The following is a 24,838-nucleotide window of genomic DNA, read 5'->3' as shown; positions in this document are numbered from 1 at the left end:
CTGTGAGGCGAGGTGCCTGACGCGGAAGAAGCTAGAAGCCGTCTTTGTGGAAACCTTGTGGCGTCCCGGGCGCCGAGAGCCAGTCTCCGCGCGGCGGCGGAGGCGTGTGGTCCGCCCGGGTCGGAAGGCGCAGCTCGAACCGTGCGCCGCGCCGCCCGTCCGGGCGGTCCCCGACCCTGACGCCGCCCTGGTGCAGCGCGATCTGCTGTGCGACCAGAGTGAGTCCCAATCCCGACCCGGGACTGTCCGGACGGCGGTGGAACCGCTGGAACACGGCATCCCGCTGGTCGGGCGGGATGCCCGGCCCCCGGTCGTCCACGGTGAGCACGGCCTCCCGCCCGTCCCGGCGCAGGGTCACGTCGATGCGGGCCCGTCCGTCCTCGGTCCGCCCGTGGGCGCAGGCGTTGGCCAGCAGGTTGTCCACCGCGGATCGCAGTCCCTGCTCCCAGCCGTGCGTCCACAGCCCCGGGGAGCCGGCCAGGGTCACCTCCGCGTCCGGATGTCTGCGTCGCAGGTCGGCGACCGAGGCGTCCACGATTTCCGTCAGATCGACCCGGCCGAGCGCGTCCGCCTCGACCAGGTCGCCCTGGGCGAGCGCCCGGAGCATCACCAGCAGCCCCAGCAGCCGGCTGTGCTCGCGCCGCAGGTCCGCCAGCACCTCGGTGCGGTCCGGTTCCGCCAGGTCCGGGTGTTCGTTGAGGATGTCCAGGTTGGTCCGCATGCTCATCAGCGGGGTGCGCAGCTCGTGCGAGGCCGCGGCCGAGAACGAGCGGGCCACCTCCAGCGCCTGAGCGGTGCGGGCGGTCTGCTGGTCGTAGCGGGCGAGCACGGTACGGATCGTCCGGGCCAGGTCGTCCACCTCGGCGATCCCGGTCGGGGTGTGATCGAGGCGAGTGGTGCTGCTCCTGGGGTCGAGGCCGCTGGTGCGCCGCTGAAGCCGCCGCAGCGGTCGTACGGCACCGGCAGCAGCCGCCCAGGCCACGGCCCCGGTGAGCGGGGCGGCGAGCAGCGCGAAGGTCAGCGTCCGCCCGCGCACCAGTCGGATCTGCGCCTGGTTCGCGGTGTCCGGGGAGAACAGCCACAGGGTGCCGTCCACCGCCGGGCGGTTGACGGACACCGGCACCGACAGCACCCGCCAACTGCCCTCGCCGGCCGCGCGTACGGTGACGGGTGTCGTGGCGCTCGACGGCAGTGGCACGGACACGTTCGGCTGAGGGCCGCCGGTGGTCAGCGTGCCGGCGGGGCCGGTCAGCCGTACGCCCACGTCGAGCGCGGCCGCGAACAGCCGCCGCTCCCGGGCGTGTTCGACGGACGGCGACCTGCCGGACGCGGTGGCCCGCAGCAGCGCCTTGGCGTCCGGGGTGAGGGCGGCGGCCCGATCGCTCAGCCGCTCGTCCTGCTGCTGGTGCAGGTCCTTGGTGACGAGTCCCAGCAGCAACAGGCCGGACGCCAGTACCAGCAGCGGCACGGTGACGCCGACGGCGATCGCGATCCGCGTGGACAGCCTCACGGCCGGGCGTCCCGGGGTTCGCGAAGGACGAAGCCGACCCCGCGCACGGTGTGCAGCATCCGGGGCCGGCCACCGGCCTCCAGTTTGCGGCGCAGGTAGCTGACGAAGGTGTCCACCGCGTCGGTGCGCACCTCGAAGTCGTAGCCCCACACCAGGTCCAGCAGCTGGTCCCGGGTCAGTACGATCCCGGCGTTGCGGGCCAGCACCTCCAGCAGCTCGAACTCGCGCCGCGTGAGCTTCAGCGGTTCACCGTCGATGTGCGCCTCGCGCGCGGCCGGTGCCAGGACCAGCGGTCCGACACGCACCCGGTCGTCGGCGGCGGGCGGCCGGCGGCGCAGCAGCGCACCCAGCCGCAGCACCAGCTCCTGGAGGGCGAAGGGTTTGACGAGATAGTCGTCGCCGCCCGCCTGGAGTCCGGCGACCCGGTCGGAGACCTCGTCGAGGGCGGAGAGCATCAGCACGGGCACGTCGTTGTCGTCTCCCCGCAGCGTGCGGCACACGTCGATGCCGCTCAGGCCGGGCATGGAGATGTCCAGCACCACCACGTCCGGCGCCCCGGCACCGACCGCCTCCAGGGCCGCGCGGCCGCTGTCGGCCAGTACGACGGAGAAGCCGTTCAGCCGCAGGCCCCGCTCCAGCGAGCGCCGGATGGCGGCGTCGTCGTCGACGACCAGCACACGACCGTTCACCGGGTTCACGGCCGCGATGCTACGACCACTGATTGAGACCGCCGCGCGGCCGCGGGGCGCCGCGAGGCGCGGGAACGGCCGGAACACATGCCCGCCCTCCTGATCGAGGATGCGCGCGGTACAGCCGCCCGTGGCCCCGACTCGTCCGCTGAGCAGGCTGGTTACGCGTTCCGCCGCTTCCCGGCGGAAGCTTCGGAGGCAGGCGCGGCCGTGCGCCGGAACGGCCTCGGCTGATCCACGACTCTTGCCCATCGCTTACCTCTTCAGAGCCACGGAGGGCACCACGCGCCCCCGGTGAGGCGGAGGATCCTCACGGCCGCCTGCGGGGTGCGCCGGCCGGCCGCGATGCCGGTCACCCCGTTCGCCACCTCCACCTCGCCGCCACGAGCGCACGCCCCCCGTGACTGCGCCCGGGTCGGCCCACATCCGCGCACGACCTTCACAGCTGAGGATCCATGGACATGGGACCGTCACAAAGGGGCATTCGAACAGAGTCAAAAGTGAGGAGAGTGCGGCCCGTTCGGTCCGTGCAACCGACAACTGGGAGAATTCAATGGCGAGTTACGGCAGTTCCTCTGCCGCGTCCTCCGGATCGCGCACCAATGGCCTGGCGATCGCGAGCCTGTGCTGCGGCATCGTCGGCCTGTTCTTCCTGAACATCGTCCTGGGCCCGCTGGCCATCGTCCTCGGTGCCGTCGCCCGCCGTCAGGCGGCGGTCAAGAACGGTGCCGGCATGGCGAAGGCGGGCATCATCCTCGGCATCGTCGACGTGGTCCTGTGGCTCGTGCTCCTGGCCGTCGCCGCCAACAACGGCGGATTCAGCTGGTACGTGGGCGGCTAGCGCACAACCGCGCGGACGCCGGGTACGCGGGTGGGCGCCGGTCGAGGGCCGGCCGCCCCCCGCACCACCCGGGAGCCGCGGCGGCAGCCGGAACCGAGGTTCCGTCAGTGGGCCGCCGCGGTCTTCTTGCGGGCGCGGTACGCCGCCGCCTTGATCTTGTTGCCGCAGGAGTCCATCCCGCACCACTGCCGGCGCATGCCGCGCGAGCGGTCGATGTAGACGCGGGTGCACTCGGGGTTGCCGCACTCCTTGAGCAGGGGCACGTCCTCGCCGCTCAGGAGCTCGACTGCGAGGCGGGCCACCGTGGAGAGGGCTTCTTCCGGCGTCGCCTGCGTCCAGCGCCCCGCCGGGGTGAGCTGCGGCACGGCGGGCGGCCTGCGCGCCGCGTTGTTCAGGACGGTCAGCGCCGTCCCGTCGTACTCCTCCCCGAGCCGACGGGCGGTGACCAGCCGGTGGACGGCTTCCCGTACGGCCGTCGCCTCGCCGACGTCCGCCTGCCGGCACGGGGAGACCGCGTCGACGATGCCGGACTCCACGTACCACGCGTTCAGCCTGTCCGGCGTCGCGAACATCTCGAAACGCACCGTACGGCGTGCCCGGAGCGTGGCCGCGAAGTCGAGAGCCGGGTTGCCACAGACGAAGACGTGGTCGAGGTTCACATCACCATCCTGACCGGTGAGCCTACCCTCGGCAAGGCGGCGGATCAGAGGCCCCGGGCGACGGCGAGGCGGACGGGTTTCCCCCATGACCTCGGTACGTCACCTGTCGAACAGGCGGTCTGTGGCGAGAAGGACGACGGTGGCCGCTGCCCCGCCTGCCTCGAACGGTTCCTCCGCCTTCTGCCGGGCACCCCCGCCGCCGTAGGCGCGCTCCACGCGGTGCGGACGCTTCGCCGACGAGCGCCCGGGTGCCTGGTCCGGCGCACGGGTGCGGGGCGGCGGAACGCCCGACGCGTCCGCCGCCCCGCGATCCTCACGAGCGGGTCACCGCGGCGATGTCAGTCGTCGCCCTCCAGGTTCCCCTCGGTCTCCAGGTACACCTGACGCAGCGCGTCCAGCACCGCCGGGTCCGGCTTCTCCCACATCCCGCGCGACTCCGCCTCCAGCAGTCGCTCGGCGATGCCGTGCAGGGCCCAGGGGTTGGCCTCCTGGAGGAACTCGCGGTTGGCCGGGTCCAGGACGTACGCCTCCGTCAGCTTGTCGTACATCCAGTCGGCGACCACGCCGGTCGTGGCGTCGTAGCCGAAGAGGTAGTCGACCGTGGCGGCGAGTTCGAAGGCGCCCTTGTAGCCGTGGCGGCGCATCGCCTCGATCCACTTGGGGTTGACGACCCGGGCGCGGAAGACGCGGGAGGTCTCCTCGACCAGGGTGCGGGTGCGGACCGTCTCGGGCCGGGTGGAGTCGCCGATGTACGCCTCGGGGGCCGTGCCGCGCAGGGCGCGGACCGTCGCCACCATGCCGCCGTGGTACTGGAAGTAGTCGTCGGAGTCGGCGATGTCGTGCTCGCGGGTGTCGGTGTTCTTCGCCGCGACCGCGATCCGCTTGTACGCCGTCTCCATCTCGTCCCGGGCCGGGCGGCCGTCGAGTTCACGGCCGTAGGCGTAGCCGCCCCAGACCGTGTAGACCTCGGCGAGGTCGGCGTCGGTGCGCCAGTCGCGGGAGTCGATGAGCTGGAGCAGGCCGGCGCCGTAGGTGCCGGGGCGGGAGCCGAAGATGCGGGTGGTGGCGCGGCGTTCGTCGCCGTGGGACGCCAGGTCGGCCCGGACGTGGGCGCGTACGTGGTTCACCTCGGCCGGTTCGTCCAGCGACGCCGCGAGCCGTACCGCGTCGTCCAGCAGGCCGATCGTGTGCGGGAACGCGTCGCGGAAGAAACCCGAGATGCGCAGGGTGACGTCGATGCGCGGGCGGCCCAGCTCCTCGTACGGGACGGGCTCCAGGCCCGTGACGCGGCGGGAGGCGTCGTCCCACACCGGGCGGACGCCGAGCAGGGCGAGGGCCTCGGCCACGTCGTCGCCGGCCGTGCGCATCGCGCTCGTGCCCCACAACGACAGCCCCACGGACGTGGGCCACTCGCCGTTGTCCGTGCGGTAGCGCTCCAGGAGCGAGTCCGCGAGGGCCTGCCCGGTCTCCCAGGCCAGGCGGGAGGGGACCGCCTTGGGGTCGACGGAGTAGAAGTTGCGGCCCGTCGGCAGGACGTTCACCAGGCCGCGCAGGGGTGAGCCCGAGGGACCGGCGGGAACGAACCCGCCGGCCAGGGCGTGGACCGCGTGGTCGAGTTCGGCGGTGGTCGCCGACAGGCGCGGGACGACCTCGCGGGCCGCGAACTCCAGGACGGCCGCGACCTGCTCGCCGTGCCCGGTGGGGACGGCGGCCGGGTCCCAGCCCGCGTCGTCCATCGCCTGGACGAGGGCGCGGGCCTTCTCCTCCGCCGCGTCGGCCGTGGTGCGGGTCGCGGCGGACTCGTCCAGGCCGAGGGCCTCACGCAGGCCGGGCAGGGCCGTCGTGCCGCCCCAGATCTGGCGGGCGCGCAGGATGGCGAGGACGAGGTTGACGCGGTCGGCGCCCTGCGGCGGGTTGCCCAGGACGTGGAGGCCGTCACGGATCTGGGCGTCCTTGACCTCGCAGAGCCAGCCGTCGACGTGCAGCAGGAAGTCGTCGAAGCCGTCGTCGTCGGGGCGGTCCTCCAGGCCGAGGTCGTGGTCGAGCCTGGCGGCCTGGATGAGGGTCCAGATCTGGGCGCGGATCGCCGGGAGCTTCGCCGGGTCCATGGAGGAGATCTGGGCGTACTCGTCGAGGAGTTGCTCCAGGCGCGCGATGTCGCCGTAGGAGTCGGCGCGGGCCATGGGCGGGACGAGGTGGTCGACGAGGGTGGCGTGCACGCGGCGCTTGGCCTGGGTGCCCTCGCCCGGGTCGTTGACCAGGAACGGGTAGATCAGGGGAAGGTCACCGAGGGCGGCGTCGGGGCCGCAGGCGGCGGACAGGCCGGCGTTCTTGCCGGGCAGCCACTCCAGGTTGCCGTGCTTGCCGAGGTGGATCATCGCGTCGGCGCCGAAGCCGCCGTCCTCGGCGCGGGCCGCGATCCAGCGGTAGGCGGCCAGGTAGTGGTGCGACGGCGGGAGGTCCGGGTCGTGGTAGATCGCGATGGGGTTCTCGCCGAAGCCGCGCGGGGGCTGGATGAGGATCAGCAGATTCCCGAAGCGGAGGGCGGCGAGGACGATGTCGCCCTCCTGGTTGCGGCTGCGGTCGACGAACATCTCGCCGGGCGGCGGGCCCCAGTGCTCCTCGACGGAGGTGCGCAGCTCCTCGGGGAGCGCGGCGAACCAGCGGCGGTAGTCGGCCGCAGGGATGCGGACCGGGTTGCGGGCCAGCTGCTCCTCGGTGAGCCAGTCCTGGTCGTGACCGCCGGCCTCGATGAGCGCGCGGATCAGTTCGTCGCCGTCGCCGGAGACCAGCCCGGGGATGTCGGCGTCGCCGAAGTCATAGCCTTCCGCCCGCAGCCGGCGGAGCAGCGCGACAGCGCTGGCGGGGGTGTCGAGGCCCACCGCGTTGCCGATGCGGGAGTGCTTGGTCGGGTAGGCCGACAGCACGAGCGCGAGGCGCTTGTCCGCGGCCGGGATGTGCTTCAGGCGGGCGTGGCGTACGGCGATGCCGGCGACACGGGCCGCGCGCTCCGGGTCGGCCACGTAGGCCGGGAGGCCGTCGGCGTCGATCTCCTTGAAGGAGAACGGGACGGTGATGAGGCGGCCGTCGAACTCGGGGACGGCGATCTGGCTGGCCGCGTCGAGCGGGGAGACGCCCTCGTCGTTCTCCTCCCAGTCGGCGCGCGAACCGGTCAGGCACAGGGCCTGGAGGATCGGCACGTCCAGGGTGGTGAGGGCACCCGCGTCCCAGGACTCGTCGTCCCCGCCGGCGGAGGCCGCGGCGGGCCTGGTGCCGCCGGCGGCGAGGACGGTGGTGACGATGGCGTCGGCGGCGCGCAGTTCCTCGACGAGTTCGGGCTCGGGGGCCCGCAGGGACGCCACGTACAGCGGGAGCGCACGGCCGCCCGCGTCCTCGATCGCCTCGCACAGGGAGCCCACGAACGCCGTGTTGCCGCTCATGTGGTGGGCGCGGTAGTAGAGCACGGCGACGGTCGGGCCGTCGCTCGCGCGGGCCTCGCGCTCCAGCGGGCCCCAGGTCGGCGCGGCCGCCGGGGCCTCGAAGCCGTGGCCGGTGAGCAGGACCGTGTCGGACAGGAAGCGGGCGAGCTGCTCCAGGTTGGCGGGGCCGCCGTGGGCCAGGTAGGCGTGGGCCTCGGCGGCGATGCCGACCGGGACCGTGGAGGCGGCCATCAGCTGGGCGTCCGGTGCCTGTTCACCGGTGAGGACGACGACCGGGCGGCCGTCGGCGAGCAGCAGGTCGAGGCCGTCCTGCCAGGCGCGGATGCCGCCGAGGAGGCGTACGACGACCAGGTCCACACCGTCGAGGAGGCCGGGCAGGTCGTCGAGCGGCAGGCGGGAGGGGTTGGCGAAGCGGTAGGGCACCGGGCCGTTCGCCGCACGGGCGCTGAGCAGGTCGGTGTCGGACGTCGACAGCAGGAGGATCATGCGGCGTCGGCCTTCCTCGGGGTGTCCGCGCCCCGGGTGGTGGAGGGTTGGGTTTCTCCCCGGCTCGCGCGGAACCGAGAGCCTGGGGAAGGGAGTTCCTGACTTGCCCGGGTTGTGGCCGGGTTCACAGTGGCGGGACCGCGCCGGATTCTCACCGGGCTTCCTCCCCTGGTCGCCGTGGTGGCGGTGGTGACGGACCTGTTGATCCGCCGAGGAGCATAGTAAGGGGCAGGGGAAAAGGGCAGAGCGTACAGCCGGTGTGATGGTCGGTATGCTCGCCGCCATGTCCACGGCTGCCCCTCGTCCATCGCCCCAGGCCACAGCGGCCCCACGGGTGCGCGGCGACGCGTGCCCGGGGGCCCTGCGGCTGCACGGCGCGGACGACGGGGCGCTGGCCCGGGTCCGCGTCCCCGGCGGTGTGCTCACCGTCGCGCAGGCCGAGGCCCTCGCGGAGGCGGCCGGGCGGCTGGGCGACGGGGAGCTGCATCTGACCTCGCGCGGCAATGTGCAGCTGCGGGGCCTGCGGGACGCGTGCGGTGCCGAGCTGGCCGGGCTGTTGGACGCCGCCGGGCTGCTGCCGTCGTACACGCACGAGCGGGTCCGCAACGTCGTCGCCTCGCCGCTGTCGGGTCTCGACGGGCGGGGTTTCCGTGAGGTGCGGCCCTGGCTGACGGCCCTGGACGCGGCGCTGTGCGCGAGCGCGTCCACGCCCGCGCTGTCGGGCCGTTTCCTGTTCGCGCTCGACGACGGTCGCGGGGACGTCGCCGGGCTCGGCGCCGACGTGACCGTGCGGGCGACGCCCGACGGTGACGCGATGCTCGGACTGGGTTCGGGCGACGAGGTCCTGTACGTGTCCGGGGACGACGCGGCGCGGGCCGCGCTGCTGGCGGCGGAGGCGTTCGTCGACGTCGTGCGGGAGAGCGGGGCGCGGGCGTGGCGGGTGGACGAACTGCCGCTCGAGCGGGGCGTCCTGCTGCGTGCGGTCCGCGACCGGCTGGCCGGCGCGGGTGTCGGCTGCGGCAGCGGGACCCTCGACGTCACCGAGGGCACGGCGCCGCCGTCCCCGGGTGCCGTCGGGTCCGCCCTCTGCGTGCATGTTCCGCTGGGCCGGCTCACGCCCGTGCAGTGGCGGGGGTTGACGGAGGTGGCCGCCGGGGAGCTGCGGCTCACACCGTGGCGCGGCGTGGTCGTGCCCACCGGACCGGGCGCCGGCGCCGCCGCGCTGTCCCGCCTGTCCGCGACCGGCCTCGTCACCGACCCCTCCTCCCCCTGGCTGCGCGTCGGGGCGTGCATCGGCCGCCCCGGGTGCGCCAAGTCCCGGGCCGACGTACGCGCCGACGCGGAGCGCACGCTGGCCGCGGCGGACTCCGCCGGTCTCCCCCTGTACTGGTCGGGGTGCGAACGCCGCTGCGGACACCCCCGGGGCGACCGGATCGACGTGGTGGCCGTGCCCGGCGGCGGCTACGAACTCTCCGCCGTCACCCCGGGGCGTCCGCCGCGTACCGCACCGCTGGACGACCCGTCCCACCTCGCCACCGCCCTGGCGGCGATCACCCCATGAGCCGTATGCCGACGACCGAGAGCAGCGAGAACACCACCGTGACCACGTACGACTACGAGAAGGACGGGGCGGCCATCTACCGCCGGTCCTTCGCCACCATCCGCGCGGAGTCGGACCTCGCGGGCCTGCCCGCCGACGTCAGCCAGGTCGCGGTCCGGATGATCCACGCCTGCGGCATGGTCGACCTGGTACGGGATCTGGCCTACACGCCCGCGGTGGTGGCCCGGGCCCGGGAAGCCCTGCGCGCCGGGGCGCCCATCCTCTGCGACGTGCAGATGGTGGCCAGCGGCGTGACGCGCAAGCGGCTGCCCGCCGGCAACGACGTGCTGTGCACCCTCTCCGACCCGGCGGTCCCCGAACTGGCGGCGAAGCTCGCCACCACGCGCAGCGCCGCCGCGCTGGAGCTGTGGCGGGACCGGCTGGAGGGCTCCGTCGTCGCCGTGGGCAACGCGCCCACCGCCCTCTTCCGCCTCCTGGAGATGATCGAGGAGGGCGCGCCCCGGCCCGCCGCCGTCATCGGCGTCCCGGTCGGTTTCATCGGGGCCGCCGAGTCCAAGGACGCCCTGGCCGCGCATCCGTCCGGTTTGGAGCACCTGGTCGTCCGTGGCCGTCGCGGAGGCAGCGCCATCGCCGCCGCCGCGCTCAACGCGATCGCGAGTGAGGAAGAGTGACCGGGAAGCTGTACGGGGTGGGGCTCGGCCCCGGTGACCCGTCCCTGATGACCGTCCGGGCCGTCGAGGTCATCGCCGAGGCGGACGTGATCGCGTATCACAGCGCCCGGCACGGGCGGTCCATCGCCCGCTCGATCGCGGCGAAGCACATCCGTGCCGACCACATCGAGGAGAAGCTGGTCTACCCGGTCACCACCGAGACCACCGACCATCCCGGCGGCTACCAGGGAGCCATGGACGACTTCTACGCCGAGGCGTCCGCGCGGCTCGCCGCCCACCTCGACGCCGGGCGGACGGTCGCCGTCCTCGCGGAGGGCGACCCGCTCTTCTACGGCTCGTACATGCACATGCACAAGCGGCTCGTCGACCGCTACGACACCGAGGTGATCCCCGGTGTCACGTCGGTGTCCGCCGCGGCGGCCCGGCTGGGCACGCCGCTCGCCGAGGGCGAGGAGGTGCTGACGATCCTGCCGGGCACGCTGCCCGAGGAGGAGCTGAGCGCCCGGCTCGCCGCGACGGACGCGGCGGTGGTGATGAAGCTGGGGCGCACCTTCCCCAAGGTGCGCCGGGCGCTGGAGAGTTCGGGACGGCTGAGCGAGACGCGTTATGTCGAGCGGGCCACCATGAGCGGGGAGCGGCTCGCGGAACTGGCCGAGGTGGAACCGGAGTCGGTGCCGTACTTCTCGGTCGCCGTGCTGCCGAGCCAGGTCGACGCCGAACCCGCCGTACGGGAGCGGGGCGAGGTCGTCGTGGTCGGCACCGGGCCCGCCGGGCCGCTGTGGCTGACCCCTCAGTCGCGGGGGGCGCTCGCCGCCGCCGACGACCTCGTCGGCTACACCACCTACCTCGACCGGGTGCCCGTCCGGGCCGGGCAGCGCCGCCACGGCTCCGACAACCGGGTTGAGTCCGAGCGCGCCGAGTTCGCGCTGCAGCTCGCGCAGCGGGGGCGGCGGGTGGCCGTCGTGTCCGGGGGCGACCCGGGGGTCTTCGCCATGGCCACGGCCGTGCTGGAGGCCGCCTCGGAGAAGGAGTACGCGGACATCCCGGTGCGGGTGCTGCCCGGCGTGACCGCCGCGAACGCCGCGGCCGCCCGGGCCGGAGCGCCGCTCGGCCACGACTACGCCACCCTCTCCCTCTCCGACCGGCTCAAGCCCTGGGAGGTCATCGCCGAGCGGCTGCGCGCGGCGGCCTCGGCGGATCTGGTGCTGGCCCTGTACAACCCCGGCTCCCGCAGCCGCACCTGGCAGGTGGGCAAGGCCCGCGACCTGCTGCTGGAGTACCGGGACGCGGACACGCCGGTCGTCGTCGCCCGGGACGTGGGCGGCCCCGGCGAGCGGGTGCGGATCGTACGGCTCGCCGAACTCGACCCGGCCGAGGTCGACATGCGCACGATCCTGCTGGTCGGCTCCTCCCAGACACGGACGGTGCGGCGGGGGGACGGGCAGGAGATCGTCTGGACACCGCGCCGCTATCCGGAGGACTGAGCCGGCGGGGGTACGGAAAGGGGACCGGAGGGGTGTCCGGAAAGGGGGCCGGCAAGGTGGTGCCCGCCGTCCCCCGCGGCCTCACCCCCGCCGCGCCGCTGCCGGAAAGGCGCGTCAGCGGGGCGATGCCGCCTCACGGCCCCGCTCCAGCCGGCCGATCCAGCCCGCGGCCTCCTCCGCCCCGGTCACGACCGGGACGTCCTGCGGGACCGGCGGCCGGCGCACCACGACCACGGGCAGCCCCGCCTCCCGAGCCGCGGTCAGCTTCGGCGCGGTGGCCGTGCCGCCGCTGTCCTTCGTCACCACGACGTCGATCCGGTGCCGGCGCAGCAGCTCGCGCTCACCGCCGAGGGTGAAGGGGCCGCGGTCGAGCAGCACCTCCGTGCGGGGCGGGTGCGGGGGCTCGGGCGGGTCGACGGACCGTACGAGGAACCACAGGTCGTGGAGGCCGGCGAACGCGGCCAGTCCCATCCGGCCGGTGGTGAGGAACACCCGCCCGCCGAGTGCGGGCAGCAGCCGCGCGGCCTCCTCCAGGGAACCGGCCTCGTGCCACGCGTCGCCCGCCACCGGGACCCAGCCGGGACGGCGCAGCGCGAGCAGGGGAACATGGGCGGTGGCGGCGGCCCGCGCCGCGTTGAAACTGATCGTCTGGGCGAAAGGGTGTGTGGCGTCGATGAGCGCGTCCACCTCATGCTCGCGCAGCCAGTCGGCGAGCCCCTCGGCCCCGCCGAAGCCGCCCACCCGCACCTGGCCGGGCGGCAGCCGGGGCGCGGCGACCCGCCCGGCCAGGGAGTTCGTCACCCGCAGGCCGGGCAGCGGACCGACCGCCAGGAGCTCGGCGAGGCGCCGGGCCTCCGTGGTCCCGCCGAGGATCAGTACGTGCACGACAGTCCGGTCCCTTCCGAAGAGTGAGCCATGACCAGCGAGGCCAGGGGCGGTCGCAGCGCCCAACTCAAGCACACCGGTCTGCGGCCCGGCTGGACGACCGGTGCCTGCGCGACCGCGGCGACGACGGCCGCGTACACCGCGCTGCTGACCGGGGAGTTTCCCGACCCGGTGACCATCACGCTGCCGAGGGGGCAGAGGCCGGCGTTCGCACTGGCGGCCGAGGAGCTGACGGACGGGTGGGCGATGGCGGGGGTCGTGAAGGACGCCGGTGACGACCCGGACGTCACGCACGGCGCGCTGGTCCGGGCGACCGTGCGGCGGCTGCCCGCCGGGTCAGGGGTGGTCTTCAAGGCGGGCCCCGGCGTGGGCACGGTCACCCGTCCGGGTCTGCCGCTGCCCGTGGGGGAACCGGCCGTCAACCCCGTGCCGCGCCAGATGATGCGCGAGCACGTCGCGGAGGTCGCCGGGCGGTACGGCGGCACCGGCGACGTCGAGATCACCGTGTCCGTCGACCACGGAGAGGAGATCGCCCGCTCCACCTGGAACCCCCGCCTCGGCATCCTCGGCGGGCTGTCCGTCCTGGGCACGACCGGCATCGTCGTCCCCTACTCCTGTTCGGCCTGGATCGACTCCATCCGGCGCGGGGTGGACGTGGCCCGGGCGGCCGGGCGCACCCACGTGGCCGGCTGCACCGGCTCCACTTCCGAGAAGACGGTGGTCGCCGAGTACGGGCTGCCCGAGGACGCCCTGCTCGACATGGGCGACTTCGCGGGCGCGGTCCTGAAGTACGTCCGGCGCCACCCCGTGGACCGCCTCACCCTCTGCGGCGGCTTCGCCAAGCTCTCCAAACTCGCCGCCGGGCACCTCGACCTGCACTCGGCCCGCTCCCAGGTCGACAAGGCCTTCCTCGCCCGGCTCGCCCGCACGGGCGGAGCGGACGAGGCGCTGGCCGCCGAGATCGCCGGCGCCAACACCGGCCTTGCCGCACTCCAGCTGTGCGGGGCGGCCGGCGTCCCGCTGGGCGACCTGGTCGCCACGACGGCCCGCGACGAGGCCCTGGCGGTGCTGCGCGGGGCCCCGGTCGCGGTCGACGTCGTCTGCATCGACCGGGCGGGGGCGGTGGTGGGGCGCAGCGCGGTGGCGGGGCCGCCGCTCAGCCGGCGCTGAACCTCGTCTCAGCAGACGTGCCGGTCCCGCTCCGGCGAGTACAGGTGGCTGTCGCGGAACTGCTCCGCGCCCAGCGTGCGGCCGACCATGATCACGGCGGTGCGCAGCACCCCGGCCTCCTTCACCTTGCCGGCGATCTCGTCGAGTGTGCCGCGCAGGACCAGTTCGTCGGGGCGGGAGGCGTAGGCGACGACGGCCGCGGGGCAGTCGGCGCCGTAGTGCGGGAGCAGTTCCTCGACCACGCGGTCCACGTACCGGGCGGCCAGGTGCAGCACGATGAGCGCGCCGCTGCGGCCGAGGGTGGCCAGGTCCTCGCCCTCCGGCATGGCGGTGGCGCGGTGGGCGATCCGGGTGAGGATGACGGTCTGGCCGACGGTCGGCACCGTCAGCTCCCGCTTCAACGCGGCCGCCGCCGCGGCGAAGGCGGGCACGCCCGGCACCACCTCGTACGGCACCCCGGCAGCGTCCAGCCGCCGCATCTGCTCGGCGACCGCGCTGAACACGGACGGGTCACCGGAGTGCAGCCGGGCCACGTCGTGGCCCTCCTCGTGGGCCCGGAGCAGCTCGGCGGTGATCTGGTCCAGGTCGAGCTGCGCGGTGTCCACCAGGCGCGCGTCGGGCGGGCACTCGGCCAGCAGTTCGCGCGGCACCAGGCTGCCCGCGTACAGGCAGACCCGGCAGGCGGCGAGCGTCCGGGCGCCGCGCACCGTGATGAGGTCGGCGGCACCGGGGCCGGCACCGATGAAGTACACGGTCATGTGTCTGCTCCTGGAAGGGATCCTGGAAGAGGTCCTGGATAGGGTCGAGGGTTCCTCAAGCGTCCTTGCGCACGGCCCACTGCGTCACGGGCATCGCCTGCCGCCAGCCGGTGAAGCCGCCCACGGGCACCGCGTGGGACACGGCGAGCCGCACCAGCTCGCCGCCGTGGCGCCGGCAGGCGTCGGCGAGCAGCGCCTCCGACTCCAGCGTCACCGTGTTGGCGACGAGGCGCCCGCCGACGGGCAGCGCCGCCCAGCAGGTGTCGAGGAGGCCGGGCGCGGTGAGTCCGCCGCCGATGAACACCGCGTCCGGGGACGGTAGTTCGGCCAGGGCGTCCGGCGCGGCACCGGTGACGACCCGCAGTCCCGGCACGCCCAGCCGTTCGGCGTTGCGCGCGATCCGCTCGGCGCGGACCGGGTCACGCTCCACGCTCACCGCCCGGCAGGAGGGATGCGTCCGCATCCACTCGACGGCGATCGAGCCCGACCCGCCGCCGACGTCCCACAGCAGCTCACCGGGGGCGGGCGCGAGCACGCTCAGGGTGACGGCCCGGACATGCCGCTTGGTCAGCTGCCCGTCGTGCTCGTACGCCTCGTCCGGCAGCCCTGGTACGGCGCCGAGGCGCCGGGCGTCCGGGGCCCGGCGGCACTCCACGGCGACGAGGTTGAGGGGGTCGCCGGGCGGGCGCGACCAGTCGTCGGCGGTGACGGCGTCGCTCATGTGCTCGCCGGGGCCGCCGAGTTGCTCCAGGACCCGCATCCGGCTCGGCCCGAAGCCGCGGTCCCGGAGCAGGGCGGCGACGTCGGCGGGAGTGGCAGCGCCGGCACTGAGCACGAGGAGTCGCCGTTTGTCGTGCAGGGCCGCGGCCAGCCGGGCGGCCGGGCGGCCGACCAGCGTGACGACCTCCGTGTCCTCGACCGGCCAGCCGAGCCGGGCGCAGGCGTGGGAGACCGAGGAGGGGTGCGGCAGGACACGCACGGGGCCGAACACCTCGTTCAGGGTGCGGCCGATGCCGTAGAACATGGGGTCCCCGCTGGCCAGTACGGCGATCCGGCGGCCGGCGTGCGCCGCGAGCAGGCCGGGGACCGCAGGGCGCAGCGGCGAGGGCCAGGCGACCCGTTCCCCCGCGCAGTCGGGCGGCAGCAGTTCCAGCTGGCGCGGGCCGCCGAGGAGGACCTCGGCGTCGAGCAGCACGGCGCGGGAGCTGTCCGGTATCCCCGCCCAGCCGTCGGCGCCGATCCCGACGACGGTCACGGCGGCCGGCGCGGCGGGGTCGGCGGGGCGTACGCGGGTCACGGCTCGGTACCTCAAGGCTCGGGGGACGACACCGAGGCACTTTACGGGGCGGTGGCCTGCGCTCCTCCGCTCGGGTGCACCTCACCGGCGGCCCGTTCCGCCACCGGCCGGGGCCGGCGGGCCGGACGGGGTCGGCGGGCCGCGTGGGCCGTCCGTGAACGCGGTGTCGGGCCGGGTGCCTCCGGGGGTGAGGCGGCGGCAGGCGGCCCGGGGCGTCGAAGAACACCTCGGCCGTGGCCGAAAAGCCCACGCGCCCGGTGTCAGCGGTGCGCGTGGGCGGCCTCCTTGGCGGGCTCGACGGTCATGGCGGCCGTCACCTGGCGGGCGGAGCGGCGGCCGAGGCGCCGGGCGAGGGGTTCGGTCCAGCGGGCGGCGAGCGGTCCGAGGACGACCATGATGAGGACGTAGGCGGTGGCCAGCGGGCCGATGCGCGGTTCGACGCCGACGGCGAGCCCGGCGATGACGATGGAGAACTCGCCGCGCGCGACCAGCGCGCCGCCGGCCCGCCAGCGGCCCTTGGCCGAGATCCCGGCGCGGCGGGCGGCCCAGTAGCCGGTGCCGATCTTCGTCAGGGTGGTGACGGCGGCCAGGGCGAGCGCGGGCGCCAGCACCGGCGGGATGGCGGCCGGGTCGGTGTGCAGGCCGAAGAAGACGAAGAACACCGCGGCGAACAGGTCCCGCAGCGGCGTGAGGAGACTGCTGGCGCCCTCGGCGACCTCGCCGGACAGGGCGATGCCGACCAGGAACGCGCCGACGGCCGCGGAGACCTGCAACTGCTGGGCGAGGCCCGCCACGAGGAGGGTCAGGCCGAGGACGGCCAAGAGGAGCATCTCGGCACTGTCCGAGGAGACCGCGCGGCTGACCAGGCGGCCGTGGCGCAGCGCGACGTAGAGGACCGCGCCCACGGTGCCCAGCGAGATCAGCAGGGTGACCGCACCGCCCGCGAGGCTCACACCGGCCAGCAGGGCGGTGAGGATCGGCAGGTAGACCGCCATGGCCAGGTCCTCCAGGACCAGCACGCCGAGGACGACCGGTGTCTCGCGGTTGCCGAGCCGGCGCAGGTCGCCCAGCACCTTGGCGATGACCCCGGAGGAGGAGATCCAGGTGACCCCGGCCAGGGCGACGGCGGCCACCGGTCCCCAGCCCAGCAGGAACGCCATCGCGGCGCCCGGTGCGGCGTTGAGGACGAAGTCCACGGCTCCGGAGGGGTATTGGGTCTTGAGGGTGGTGACGAGTTCGGAGGCGCTGTACTCCAGGCCGAGCAGGAGCAGCAGGAGGATGACGCCGATCTCGGCGCCGGTGGCGACGAACTCCTCGCTGGCCTGCAACGGCAGGATGCCGCCCTGGCCGAAGGCGAGTCCGGCCAGCAGGTACAGGGGGATGGGCGAGAAGCCCACGCGTCCGGCGAGGCGTCCGAGCAGCCCCAGGGCGAGGATGATCGCCCCGAGTTCGATGAGCAGGGCGGTGGTGTCGTGCACGGGCGTCTGACCTCCGTGATCGGGTCTGCGGCGTCTGTGCCGGGGCCGGGCGCGGGGGGCGCCGGGCATGTCGTGGTGCCCTCGGGGAGGGCGTGGTGGGCGGGGTGCGTCGCGGGTGCGGTCGCGGCCGGGCCGGCCGTGGGTGCGGTCGCGGATGGACGGGGTGTCCGGTCGTCGGGCGGTGTCCGGTCGCCGAGCCGCCGCGGCGGACGCGGAGCTAGGGCGCCGCGGATCGGACACGGATCTGGTGCGGGTGCTCGGAGGCGGCGGCCGGTGAGCGGAGGGACGGCGTCGTGGGCCTCGTGCCGGGCCGGTGGGGAAGGACCCTGGGAGGCCGGTTCACGCGGTGCTGCGGCGTGGGCCGCGCGTTCCGCCCCCGGCCGTCATCGGGCCGGGGCACGCGTCAGAACGAGAGGAGACCGCTCACACGGTTCGGTCGGTATCAGGAACGCCGTCACGGGCGGCGTTGTGGACGCGTACGCGCACCACACGACCCATGTCACGCCCCCCATCACGTCGGCCCGGAACCGGGCGACACTCCTCGGCGAACGAGCGGCCGGGCGACTGTGCGCGGCGGCGCTCAACAGAGCACAAGAGCTCGGTACGGATCCTAGCGCACGCCGACCGACGGCGATCGCACGCGAGTTCTATCGGTGGCGCGCGGCGCGCCCGAGAGCACCTCCTGGGTGAAGCCCACGATGCCGTCCTGCTGCAACAGGAACCGCTGTGCCGACCGCCGAGGCCCGCGCCCGCCGCTGATCAGCGAGCGCTCCTTGGCCCCAACCCGTGCGCCCAGGCGACCAGTTCGGGTTCCGCCAGGCTGGCGCCGAGCCAGTCGTGGTCGAGGTCGGTGCCGGGGAGCGACGGTACGACCGCCACGTGCAGCCCGGCGGCGCGGGCGGAAGCGATGCCGGTGGCCGAGTCCTCGAAGGCGACGGAGCGCTCGGGGGCGGCACCGAGGGCCGCGCAGGCCGTGCGGTAGAGGTCCGGTGCCGGCTTCGGGGAGCGGACCTCGTCGGCCGCGAAGGAGTGGCTGAAGCAGTCGAGGAGGCCCGCCGACTCCAGTGCCGTGTCGAGCAGTTCTCGCGGGCTGTTGCTGGCGACCGCCACGGGGACGCTCGCCCGGCAGGCGCGCACCAGGTCCGCCGCCCCGGGGAGGGCCTCGGCGCCCCGGGCCAGTTCCTTGCGGACGCGTGCGAGGAGGTCGGCGGCGATCTCCGCACCGGCTCCGGGCCGGCCGAAGTGGCCGGCCATGGCTTCCCCGGCCGCGTCCAGGCTTCGGCCGAGGACCAGGGCTTTCTGTGCGGGGCCGAAGGGGTGTCCGTGGGCCGCGAAGATCGCCGATTCCGCCACCGTCCAGCAGTCCTCGGTGTCGACCAGGAGGCCGTCGCAGTCGAAGACCACGGCCTCCACGCCGGTGGGAAGCGCACGCATTGGCTGTCACTGCTCCTGGTTCGCGAGGATGCACGGGGAGCCCGCTCGGCGGTTGCCGAACAGGCGATCACGAACCGGCACTCTAAGGTCGGGAGGCGCGCGAGTTCCATGATTCTGCCCGGCATCGGGCAGAAACCATGAGGTTCTTATCGCTTCTGCACTCGGTAGCGTTTCATGAGCGCCGTGATGCGCGCCTGGTCCGCCGCACCGTTGAGCTCGGTCAGGAGGTCGTCGGGGCACAACTCGTAGAGGTCGCCCCACCAGCGACGCCCTCGGTTGTCCCACACGCGGTAGCCGCCGGGCACGCCTCTGGCCACATAGCGTCTCCTGCTCACCGAGCCGACGGTACGCGCACCGCGGCCGGCCGGCCAGGCGATTATCGGCGGCCCTTCACCACCCCTCGGCAGAACGAAACCCCAGGCGGGAACCTGGGGTCTGTCCGTCCTGACGTGCAGCCGTGGTCACACGAAGGCGCTCTGGCCCGTGATCGACTTGCCGACGATCAGGGTGTTCATCTCGCGGGTGCCCTCGAAGGAGTAGATGGCCTCCGCGTCGGCGAAGAAGCGGGCGATGTCGTGGTCCAGCAGGATGCCGTTGCCGCCGAAGATCTCGCGGCTCCGGGCCACGACCTCCCGCATCCGGGAGGTGACGAACGCCTTGGCCAGCGCGGAGTGTTCGTCGCGGAAGATGCCGGCGTCCTGGAGCCGGGCGAGCTGCACCAGCATCCCCCAGGACGCGGTGATGTCGCCGAGGCTCTTGGCCAGCAGGTCCTGCACGAGCTGGAAACCGCCGATCGGGCGGCCGAACTGGCGGCGCTCCCGGGCGTAGTCCAGGGCGAGTTCGTAGGCGCCGGTCATGACGCCCAGTGCCTGCCAGGCCACGCCGCTGCGGGTGGCGCGCAGGATCTCGGCGACGTCGCGGAAGGAGTTGATGTTCTGCAGGCGGTTGGCCTCCGGCACACGGACGTCGGTCAGGGTGATCTCGGCGTTCTCCACGATCCGGAAGGCGATCTTGCCCTCGATCTTCACCGGGTCGAAGCCGGGCGTGCCCTTCTCGACGACGAAGCCCTTGACGTGGTTGTCGTCGACGTCCCGGGCCCACACCACGACGTAGTCGGCGAAGGTGGCGTTGCCGATCCACTTCTTGGCGCCGTTCAGGACCCAGGTGTCGCCCTCGCGCTGGGCGGTGGTGCGCATGCCGCCCGCGACGTCGGAGCCGCCGAGGGGCTCGGTCATGGCGAACGCGCCGATCTTGTCCATCGCGGCCATCTCCGGCAGCCAGCGGTCGCGCTGCTCCTGGTCGCCGCCCGAGTGGATGGAGTACATCGCGAGGCCGTTGTGGACGCCGAAGAAGGTCGACACCGAGGCGTCGGTGCGGGTCATCTCCAGGGCCAGCATGCCGGACAGGAGGTTGCTGACGGCGGGGCGGTGCTCGCCGTAGCCCTCGTAGGGGAGGCCGGCGAGGCCGCTGTCGCGGAACAGGGTGATGAGCTGCTTCGGGAACTCTCCCTTGGCCCAGTTGTCGTTGACCAGCGGCTTGACCTGGTCGCGCATCAGGGAGCGGGCCTTGAGGAGGATCTTGCGCTCCTCGTCCGGGAGCAGCGACTCGTAGTGGTAGAAGTCGGCGGTCAGTTCGTCGGTGAGGGGGCCGACGGTCGGGGTGGTCATCTCAGTTCTCCTCCTTCGGGGTGGTCGTACCGGCGGTGGCGGACAGGGCGTCCAGGACCGCCAGTTGCCTGCGGTCGCGCGTCTCGGCGAGTTCCGAGTACGTGGAGGAGCCGTAGGCCTTCTCCACGGCTTCGATGAGCCGTTCCTGTTGGTCCGGGTCCTGCGAGGGGCGGCCGAGGCCGTCCCACATGTCCCGCATCGAGGCGCCGATGTGCTCGACGAGGTGCCGGTAGCCGCCGGGTCCGCCGCCCAGGTGCGAGCCGAGGAACGGCCCGACGGTGGCCCAGCGCAGGCCCAGTGAGTTGGTCATGACCTTGTCGAGGTCCTCGGGGCTCACCACGCCCTGCTCGACGAGGTAGACCGCCTCGCGGCTGAGCGCGTTCTGCAGGCGGTTGCCGACGAAGCCGGGGATCTCCTTGCGCTCGACGACGGGGGTTCGGCCGACCGAGGTGTAGAAGTCCACGGCGGCCTGTACGGCGTCCTCGCCGGTGCGCTCGCCGGGCACGACCTCGACCAGCGGGACCAGGTGCGGCGGGTTGAAGGGGTGGCCGATCAGGACGCGGGCGGCGTCCTCTTCCGCCAGCTTCCCCGTGAAAGCGGTCGACGGGATCGCCGACGAGGAGCTGAGCAGCAGCGCGTGGGCGGGGGCCTCACGGGCCAGCGTGGCGAACAGGTCCTGCTTGAACTCCACGCGTTCCGGGCCGTTCTCCTGGACGACGTCCGCGTCCCGGACCGCTTCGGTGACGTCGGCCGCGATGCGCACCCGGTCGGCGAGGCCGCTCACGTCCAGACCGCGGGCGGCCAACTGCGGTGAGTACCGCGCCAGGGCCTCGGTGACGGCCTCGGCGAGGTCCTCGCGCGGGTCGCTCACCCGGACGGTCAGGCCGTGCGCGGCGAACAGCGCCGTCCAGGACAGTCCGATGGTCCCGGCGCCGATGACGGCGGCCGTGCGGAAGGGCCGGGTCATGACGCGGCTCCCTTCGTGTGGTCGGTCTTCAGGTAGTCGTGGACCGGCTCGGCGCCCGCCAGCGTCAGGTCGGTGAGGACGTGGCTGGCGGAGACGACCTCCAGCACCGGCAGGTCGGCCAGCGGGGCCAGCACGTGCTGGAACAGCTGGAGCCGGGCCGGGCCGGTCCACGCCTCCTTGACGGTGACGTCGGTGATGCGGGTGCGGACGAGTTCCTGCACACGCGGCAGACCGTCGTAGCCGGGGATGGTCTTGAGCATGAACGTCGGCACGGTGATCTGCGCCTCGGCCTCGCGCCGGTCCAGCTCGTGGTGCTTGTAGCCCATGGTCGCGGTGGCGACCCGCAGGGTGCCGTGGTCGAGGGTGCCGACGATCGCGCCGGAGTCGGCGTAGAGGGCCGGGGAGCCGATGACCTTCGGGTAGGCGGAGGCCTCACGGCCGGACGCGGTGGCCGGGAAGTTGTCGAGGTACATCGCGTGCAGGTACTCGCCCTGCTCACCCTCGAAGCTGACGGGGATCGCCTGTCCGGCCTCCGTGTAGGGGCCGTAGCCGCTGACGTCGCCCATCTTCATGACCTCGAACCGGACCAGCGGCTCGTCGATCCGCAGGGGCTCGGGGACCACGGCCCGCAGGGCGTCGAGGTCGGTGCGGTAGACGATGTTGAGGTACTCGCGGTCGGTGAACCGCGGGACGGTCGGCGCGTACGCCGGGCTGGTGAGGGGTGTGGTGTGGCGCTGTCGTACGTCCTCGGTCCTCATGCCGGCCTCACCGACCCGTCCAGCGCGGCGGGCGGCGCTCGGCGAAGGCGGTCATGCCCTCGCGTACGTCGGCCGAGGCCATCAGGGTTTCCGTCTCCTTGCGCTGGAAGGCGAAGGCCTCGGCGTCGGGCGTGCCGTCGGCGGCGCGGACGACGCGCTTGACGGCAGCCAGCGCGAGCGGGGCGTTCTCCGCGAGCCGTTCGGCCAGCCGGAGCGCCTCGGCGACGGCCTGTCCCTTGGCGGTGACCCGGTTGGCCAGCCCCAGTTCGCCGGCGCGGCGGCCGTCGACGGGCTCGCCGGTCAGCAGGAGCTCCATCGCGAGGTGGTGCGGAATGCGCTTGGGCAGCCGGATCACGCCGCCGCCCGCGGCGATCAGGCCGCGCTTGACCTCGGGCATGCCGAACCGGGCGTCCTCGGCGGCGACGATCAGGTCGCAGGCCAGGGCGAGTTCGAAGCCGCCGCCCATGGCGAAGCCCTCCACGGCGGCGATCAGGGGCTTGGCGGGCTCGGCCTCGGTCAGTCCGCCGAATCCGCGGCCCTCGATCTCGGGCGATTCGCCGCGCAGCGCGGCCTTGAGGTCCATGCCGGCGCTGAACGTGCCGCCCTCGCCGGTCAGGACGCCGGCCCGCAGTGTGGGGTCGGCCTCCAGTGCGTCGAGTGCGGCGGCCAGGCCGGTGGCGACCGCGGCGTTCACGGCGTTGCGGGCCTCGGGGCGGTCGAGGGTGATCAGCAGGGTGGAGTCGATGCGTTCGGTGCGCACGACGGGTGTGGGGGTGCTCATGGCTGTGCTCCTGTGACGGTCAGCGGGCGGTGGCGTCGAGTTCGGCGAACACGTCCTCGGTGTCCTGGCCCGCGACCGGTGCCAGGCGGCGGATCGAGCCGGGGGTGGCGGAGAAGCGCAGCGGGATGCCGATGGTGCGGACCGTGCCCTCGGTGGGGTGCTCGACGGTGTCGAGCAGGTGGCCGTCACGGACGTAGGGGTCCTCGTGAGCGCGGTCGAGTTCCAGCACCGGTGCCATCGGGATGCTGTGCTTGGCGCACACCTCCGCCCACTCGTCGGTGGTCAGCGCCGGGGCGCAGGTCTCCAGGAGCGCGGCCAGGTCCTCGTGGTCGGCGCTGTCGATGGCGTCGCCGATCACGCGCGGGTCCTCGGCGAGGTCCGGGCGTCCGGCGGCGGTGAAGAAGTCCCGGTAGTTCTGCGGGTTGTACGGCATGACGCAGGCCAGGCCGTCCTTGGTGCGCACCGCCTTGTGGCCCTTCAGCATGGACAGCGCGAAGCCGGTCGGGCCGGTCTCGGGCACGTGCGTGTGGCCCGCCAGGTGCTCGACCAGGTTGAACGCGATCAGGGTGTCCGTCATCGGGATCTCGACGAGCTGGCCCTGGCCGGTCCGGTCCCGGTGCAGCAGGGCGGCGAGCACGCTGTAGGCGATGGTCAGGGAGGAGACCTTGTCGCCGATGATGGTCGGCAGGTAGACGGGCTCGCCGAGCGCGCGGTCGGCGATGTCGACCAGGCCGGAGGCGGCCTGCACGGTCTCGTCGTACGCGGCGTTGCCGGCCCGGTCCGAGTCGCCGCGGAAGCCCTGGGCGTGCGCGTAGACGAGGCCGGGGTTGCGGGCGGCGATGTCGTCGTAGGACAGGCCCAGGCGGTGCAGGGCACCGGGCCGCATGTTGGTGATCAGCACGTCGGCGGTGTCGATCAGCCTCAACGCCCGCTCGCGGTCGGTGTCGTCCTTGAGGTTGAGGGCGACGCTGCGCTTGTTGCGGTTGACGTTGAGGTTCAACGGGGTCATGCCCGGGGTGGTGCGGTAGTGGCCCACGCGGACGGTGTCGGAGGGCGACTCGATCTTGATCACGTCGGCGCCGAGGTCGCCGAGGATCTGGGCGGCGTAGGGGCCCATCACCACGGTCGAGAGGTCGATCACGCGGACGCCCTCCAGGGGGCCTGCGGCGGTGTCTGCGAGGTCCGTCATCGCTTTTCCTTCACTCCTTGCTTCACTCTGTACGTGTATCTGGAAACTAAGTTACCCACGAGAGGAGCGAGAAAGAAAGGAAACGGAATGACCGAATGACGAAAGGCGGCATGACCACCGTGGTCATACCGCCTTTTGTGAAGGTTTTTTGGGGATTACGAGCGGAGTGGTTCGGCGAACACCTCGCGGGCTGCGGCCACGACCTCCTCCAGGTCACCGCCGTGAGCCCGGTCCTTGCGCCAGATCAGCCCGGTCTCCAGCCGAGGATGGAAATCGGAGAACGGAAGGACCGCGACATTCTCCAGACGATAATTGTGCACGGGACTTCTGGAATCCGTCATGGAAATGGAGAAGGCCAGCCCACTGGACACTATCTCGGAAACCCCGTCGAAAGTGGAGCTGCTTATTTCGATGCGTTTCTTGATGCCGAGTTCGGAAAGCTGCTGGTCGAGTCCGCGGAAGTACGCGTTCGTCGAGGCCGTCGGGGAGCCGACGTAGGCGAGTTCGGCCAGTTCCGCCAGGGCGACGGACTCGCGCCCCGCGAACCGGTCCTTCGGTACGACCGCGCCGAGCCGCTCCGACATCACCGGCAGCAGCTCCAGCGCGGGGTCGCCGCCGGCCGGGAGGCGGGCCAGGGTCAGCGCGAGCCTGCCGTCGCAGACCGCGTCCACGAGGCGGTCGGTGCCCCCCGGCCAGCGCTTGATCTCGAACCGGTCGTGGACCCGCTCGGCCAGCGCGTCCATCCGCTCCCGCAGATCCGGGTGGACACCGCTGGGCACACCGAGCAGCAGGGTGGTCCGCCGCGGCCGGCCCGTCTCGTCCAGCCGCCACCGGATGGAGTCGACCTGCTCCAGCACTCCCCGGGCGATCGGCAACAGCGCGTTGCCGGCCGGGGTGAGCCGCACGTGATGGGTGTCCCGGTCGAACAGCCGGTGCCCGAGCTCACTCTCGAGATCCTTGATCCGCCGGCTCAACGGGGATGCCGCCATGTGCAGTTTGCGGGCGGCGGTGGAGAAGTTCAGCTCTTGGGCGACGGCGAGGAAGTAGCGCAGGTGCAGGAGCTCCACGGGGTTCAGCCTAGACGTTGAACGCGGACCGCCTCGCCGGTGTGCC

21 protein-coding genes and 1 riboswitch are annotated in these 24,838 nt (G+C 73.3%); of the genes, 5 read left to right on the top strand and 16 right to left on the bottom strand.

All coding sequences use genetic code 11. The annotated features are described in order from the left end of the window. Positions 1-31 precede the first annotated feature (31 nt). Both ACWD1U_RS08960 and ACWD1U_RS08955 read right to left on the bottom strand, forming a co-directional pair. Positions 32-1,510 (bottom strand): sensor histidine kinase, encoded by a 1,479-nt coding sequence (locus ACWD1U_RS08960; protein ID WP_451105745.1) that lies wholly within the window; start codon positions 1,508-1,510, stop codon positions 32-34. After that, a complete protein-coding gene (locus ACWD1U_RS08955; protein WP_451105801.1) occupies positions 1,507-2,199 on the bottom strand; it encodes a response regulator transcription factor in 693 nt (230 codons plus the stop codon). The genes ACWD1U_RS08960 and ACWD1U_RS08955 overlap by 4 nt, the downstream gene beginning before the upstream one ends. Positions 2,200-2,752: 553 nt before the next feature. Between ACWD1U_RS08955 and ACWD1U_RS08950 the strand changes: the two genes are divergently transcribed. Further along, a complete protein-coding gene (locus ACWD1U_RS08950; RefSeq protein ID WP_451105743.1) occupies positions 2,753-3,040 on the top strand; it encodes a DUF4190 domain-containing protein in 288 nt (95 codons plus the stop codon). Positions 3,041-3,144: 104 nt separating this feature from the next. Here ACWD1U_RS08950 and ACWD1U_RS08945 read toward each other — a convergent pair whose 3' ends face one another. Beyond that, complete coding sequence (locus tag ACWD1U_RS08945) at positions 3,145-3,699, bottom strand: CGNR zinc finger domain-containing protein (RefSeq protein ID WP_451105742.1); 555 nt, start codon at positions 3,697-3,699, stop codon at positions 3,145-3,147. Between the two features lie 338 nt (positions 3,700-4,037). Beyond that, complete coding sequence (cobN, locus tag ACWD1U_RS08940) at positions 4,038-7,625, bottom strand: cobaltochelatase subunit CobN (RefSeq protein WP_451105741.1); 3,588 nt, start codon at positions 7,623-7,625, stop codon at positions 4,038-4,040. Positions 7,626-7,717: 92 nt separating this feature from the next. Then, positions 7,718-7,791, bottom strand: a riboswitch (cobalamin riboswitch). 105 nt (positions 7,792-7,896) lie between these two features. On the opposite strand from cobN, the gene cobG reads away from it, so the two are divergent. Genes cobG through ACWD1U_RS08925 form a run of 3 tightly spaced genes read left to right on the top strand, consistent with a single transcriptional unit; the run spans position 7,897 to position 11,341 of the window. Next, positions 7,897-9,186 carry a precorrin-3B synthase gene (gene cobG, locus ACWD1U_RS08935; RefSeq protein ID WP_451105799.1) on the top strand — a complete coding sequence of 430 codons (1,290 nt, stop codon included), beginning with the start codon at positions 7,897-7,899 and terminating at the stop codon, positions 9,184-9,186. Next, complete coding sequence (locus ACWD1U_RS08930; RefSeq protein ID WP_451105740.1) at positions 9,183-9,857, top strand: precorrin-8X methylmutase; 675 nt, start codon at positions 9,183-9,185, stop codon at positions 9,855-9,857. The genes cobG and ACWD1U_RS08930 overlap by 4 nt, the downstream gene beginning before the upstream one ends. Further along, a complete protein-coding gene (locus ACWD1U_RS08925; RefSeq protein WP_451105739.1) occupies positions 9,854-11,341 on the top strand; it encodes a precorrin-2 C(20)-methyltransferase in 1,488 nt (495 codons plus the stop codon). Before ACWD1U_RS08930 ends, ACWD1U_RS08925 begins: the two co-directional genes overlap by 4 nt. Positions 11,342-11,455: 114 nt before the next feature. Here the strand turns inward: ACWD1U_RS08925 and ACWD1U_RS08920 are convergent, their stop codons facing one another. Then, positions 11,456-12,226 (bottom strand): cobalt-precorrin-6A reductase, encoded by a 771-nt coding sequence (locus ACWD1U_RS08920; RefSeq protein WP_451105738.1) that lies wholly within the window; start codon positions 12,224-12,226, stop codon positions 11,456-11,458. A 30-nt stretch (positions 12,227-12,256) separates the two neighbouring features. On the opposite strand from ACWD1U_RS08920, the gene ACWD1U_RS08915 reads away from it, so the two are divergent. Further along, the gene (locus ACWD1U_RS08915) at positions 12,257-13,396 is read left to right on the top strand and encodes a cobalt-precorrin-5B (C(1))-methyltransferase (RefSeq protein ID WP_451105737.1); all 1,140 of its coding nucleotides are present in this window, start codon (positions 12,257-12,259) and stop codon (positions 13,394-13,396) included. An 8-nt stretch (positions 13,397-13,404) separates the two neighbouring features. On the opposite strand, the gene cobM is transcribed toward ACWD1U_RS08915, so the two are convergent. From cobM to ACWD1U_RS08860, 11 genes are all read right to left on the bottom strand, one after another. Further along, on the bottom strand, positions 13,405-14,154 hold the full coding sequence (gene cobM / locus ACWD1U_RS08910) for a precorrin-4 C(11)-methyltransferase (protein WP_451105736.1): 750 nt from the start codon (positions 14,152-14,154) through the stop codon (positions 13,405-13,407). A 55-nt stretch (positions 14,155-14,209) separates the two neighbouring features. Next, on the bottom strand, positions 14,210-15,409 hold the full coding sequence (gene cbiE, locus ACWD1U_RS08905) for a precorrin-6y C5,15-methyltransferase (decarboxylating) subunit CbiE (RefSeq protein WP_451105797.1): 1,200 nt from the start codon (positions 15,407-15,409) through the stop codon (positions 14,210-14,212). 302 nt (positions 15,410-15,711) lie between these two features. Continuing rightward, on the bottom strand, positions 15,712-16,929 hold the full coding sequence (locus ACWD1U_RS08900) for a cation:proton antiporter (protein ID WP_451105735.1): 1,218 nt from the start codon (positions 16,927-16,929) through the stop codon (positions 15,712-15,714). Positions 16,930-17,688: 759 nt separating this feature from the next. Further along, the gene (locus ACWD1U_RS08895) at positions 17,689-18,363 is read right to left on the bottom strand and encodes an HAD family hydrolase (protein WP_451105734.1); all 675 of its coding nucleotides are present in this window, start codon (positions 18,361-18,363) and stop codon (positions 17,689-17,691) included. Between the two features lie 146 nt (positions 18,364-18,509). Beyond that, positions 18,510-18,698 carry a hypothetical protein gene (locus tag ACWD1U_RS08890; RefSeq protein ID WP_451105733.1) on the bottom strand — a complete coding sequence of 63 codons (189 nt, stop codon included), beginning with the start codon at positions 18,696-18,698 and terminating at the stop codon, positions 18,510-18,512. A 126-nt stretch (positions 18,699-18,824) separates the two neighbouring features. Next, the gene (locus ACWD1U_RS08885; RefSeq protein ID WP_451105732.1) at positions 18,825-20,030 is read right to left on the bottom strand and encodes an acyl-CoA dehydrogenase family protein; all 1,206 of its coding nucleotides are present in this window, start codon (positions 20,028-20,030) and stop codon (positions 18,825-18,827) included. Between the two features lies 1 nt (position 20,031). Continuing rightward, the gene (locus ACWD1U_RS08880) at positions 20,032-20,997 is read right to left on the bottom strand and encodes a 3-hydroxyacyl-CoA dehydrogenase NAD-binding domain-containing protein (protein WP_451105731.1); all 966 of its coding nucleotides are present in this window, start codon (positions 20,995-20,997) and stop codon (positions 20,032-20,034) included. Beyond that, positions 20,994-21,755: an acetoacetate decarboxylase gene (locus ACWD1U_RS08875; protein ID WP_451105730.1), complete on the bottom strand. Its 762-nt coding sequence runs from the start codon at positions 21,753-21,755 to the stop codon at positions 20,994-20,996. Before ACWD1U_RS08875 ends, ACWD1U_RS08880 begins: the two co-directional genes overlap by 4 nt. A 7-nt stretch (positions 21,756-21,762) precedes the next feature. Next, positions 21,763-22,536 carry a crotonase/enoyl-CoA hydratase family protein gene (locus tag ACWD1U_RS08870; RefSeq protein ID WP_451105729.1) on the bottom strand — a complete coding sequence of 258 codons (774 nt, stop codon included), beginning with the start codon at positions 22,534-22,536 and terminating at the stop codon, positions 21,763-21,765. A gap of 19 nt (positions 22,537-22,555) precedes the next feature. Continuing rightward, positions 22,556-23,725: a CaiB/BaiF CoA transferase family protein gene (locus ACWD1U_RS08865; RefSeq protein WP_451105728.1), complete on the bottom strand. Its 1,170-nt coding sequence runs from the start codon at positions 23,723-23,725 to the stop codon at positions 22,556-22,558. A gap of 155 nt (positions 23,726-23,880) precedes the next feature. Continuing rightward, positions 23,881-24,792 (bottom strand): LysR family transcriptional regulator, encoded by a 912-nt coding sequence (locus ACWD1U_RS08860; protein WP_451105727.1) that lies wholly within the window; start codon positions 24,790-24,792, stop codon positions 23,881-23,883. Positions 24,793-24,838: the final 46 nt, after the last annotated feature.

Source organism: Streptomyces sp. NPDC002788 (assembly GCF_053592115.1).
Note: the sequence above shows the minus strand (reverse complement) of the source record. Positions and strands in the feature narration are given on the sequence as shown.

Bases quoted from the DNA above. Each gene is read 5' to 3' on its own strand.
- ACWD1U_RS08875 (WP_451105730.1), bottom strand. From the start codon at position 21,755: ATGAGGACCGAGGACGTACGACAGCGCCACACCACACCCCTCACCAGC.
- cobM (WP_451105736.1), bottom strand. From the start codon at position 14,154: ATGACCGTGTACTTCATCGGTGCCGGCCCCGGTGCCGCCGACCTCATC.
- cobG (WP_451105799.1), top strand. From the start codon at position 7,897: ATGCTCGCCGCCATGTCCACGGCTGCCCCTCGTCCATCGCCCCAGGCC.
- ACWD1U_RS08915 (WP_451105737.1), top strand. From the start codon at position 12,257: ATGACCAGCGAGGCCAGGGGCGGTCGCAGCGCCCAACTCAAGCACACC.
- ACWD1U_RS08885 (WP_451105732.1), bottom strand. From the start codon at position 20,030: ATGACCACCCCGACCGTCGGCCCCCTCACCGACGAACTGACCGCCGAC.
- ACWD1U_RS08930 (WP_451105740.1), top strand. From the start codon at position 9,183: ATGAGCCGTATGCCGACGACCGAGAGCAGCGAGAACACCACCGTGACC.
- ACWD1U_RS08880 (WP_451105731.1), bottom strand. From the start codon at position 20,997: ATGACCCGGCCCTTCCGCACGGCCGCCGTCATCGGCGCCGGGACCATC.
- ACWD1U_RS08950 (WP_451105743.1), top strand. From the start codon at position 2,753: ATGGCGAGTTACGGCAGTTCCTCTGCCGCGTCCTCCGGATCGCGCACC.
- ACWD1U_RS08870 (WP_451105729.1), bottom strand. From the start codon at position 22,536: ATGAGCACCCCCACACCCGTCGTGCGCACCGAACGCATCGACTCCACC.
- ACWD1U_RS08895 (WP_451105734.1), bottom strand. From the start codon at position 18,363: ATGCGTGCGCTTCCCACCGGCGTGGAGGCCGTGGTCTTCGACTGCGAC.
- cobN (WP_451105741.1), bottom strand. From the start codon at position 7,625: ATGATCCTCCTGCTGTCGACGTCCGACACCGACCTGCTCAGCGCCCGT.
- ACWD1U_RS08865 (WP_451105728.1), bottom strand. From the start codon at position 23,725: ATGACGGACCTCGCAGACACCGCCGCAGGCCCCCTGGAGGGCGTCCGC.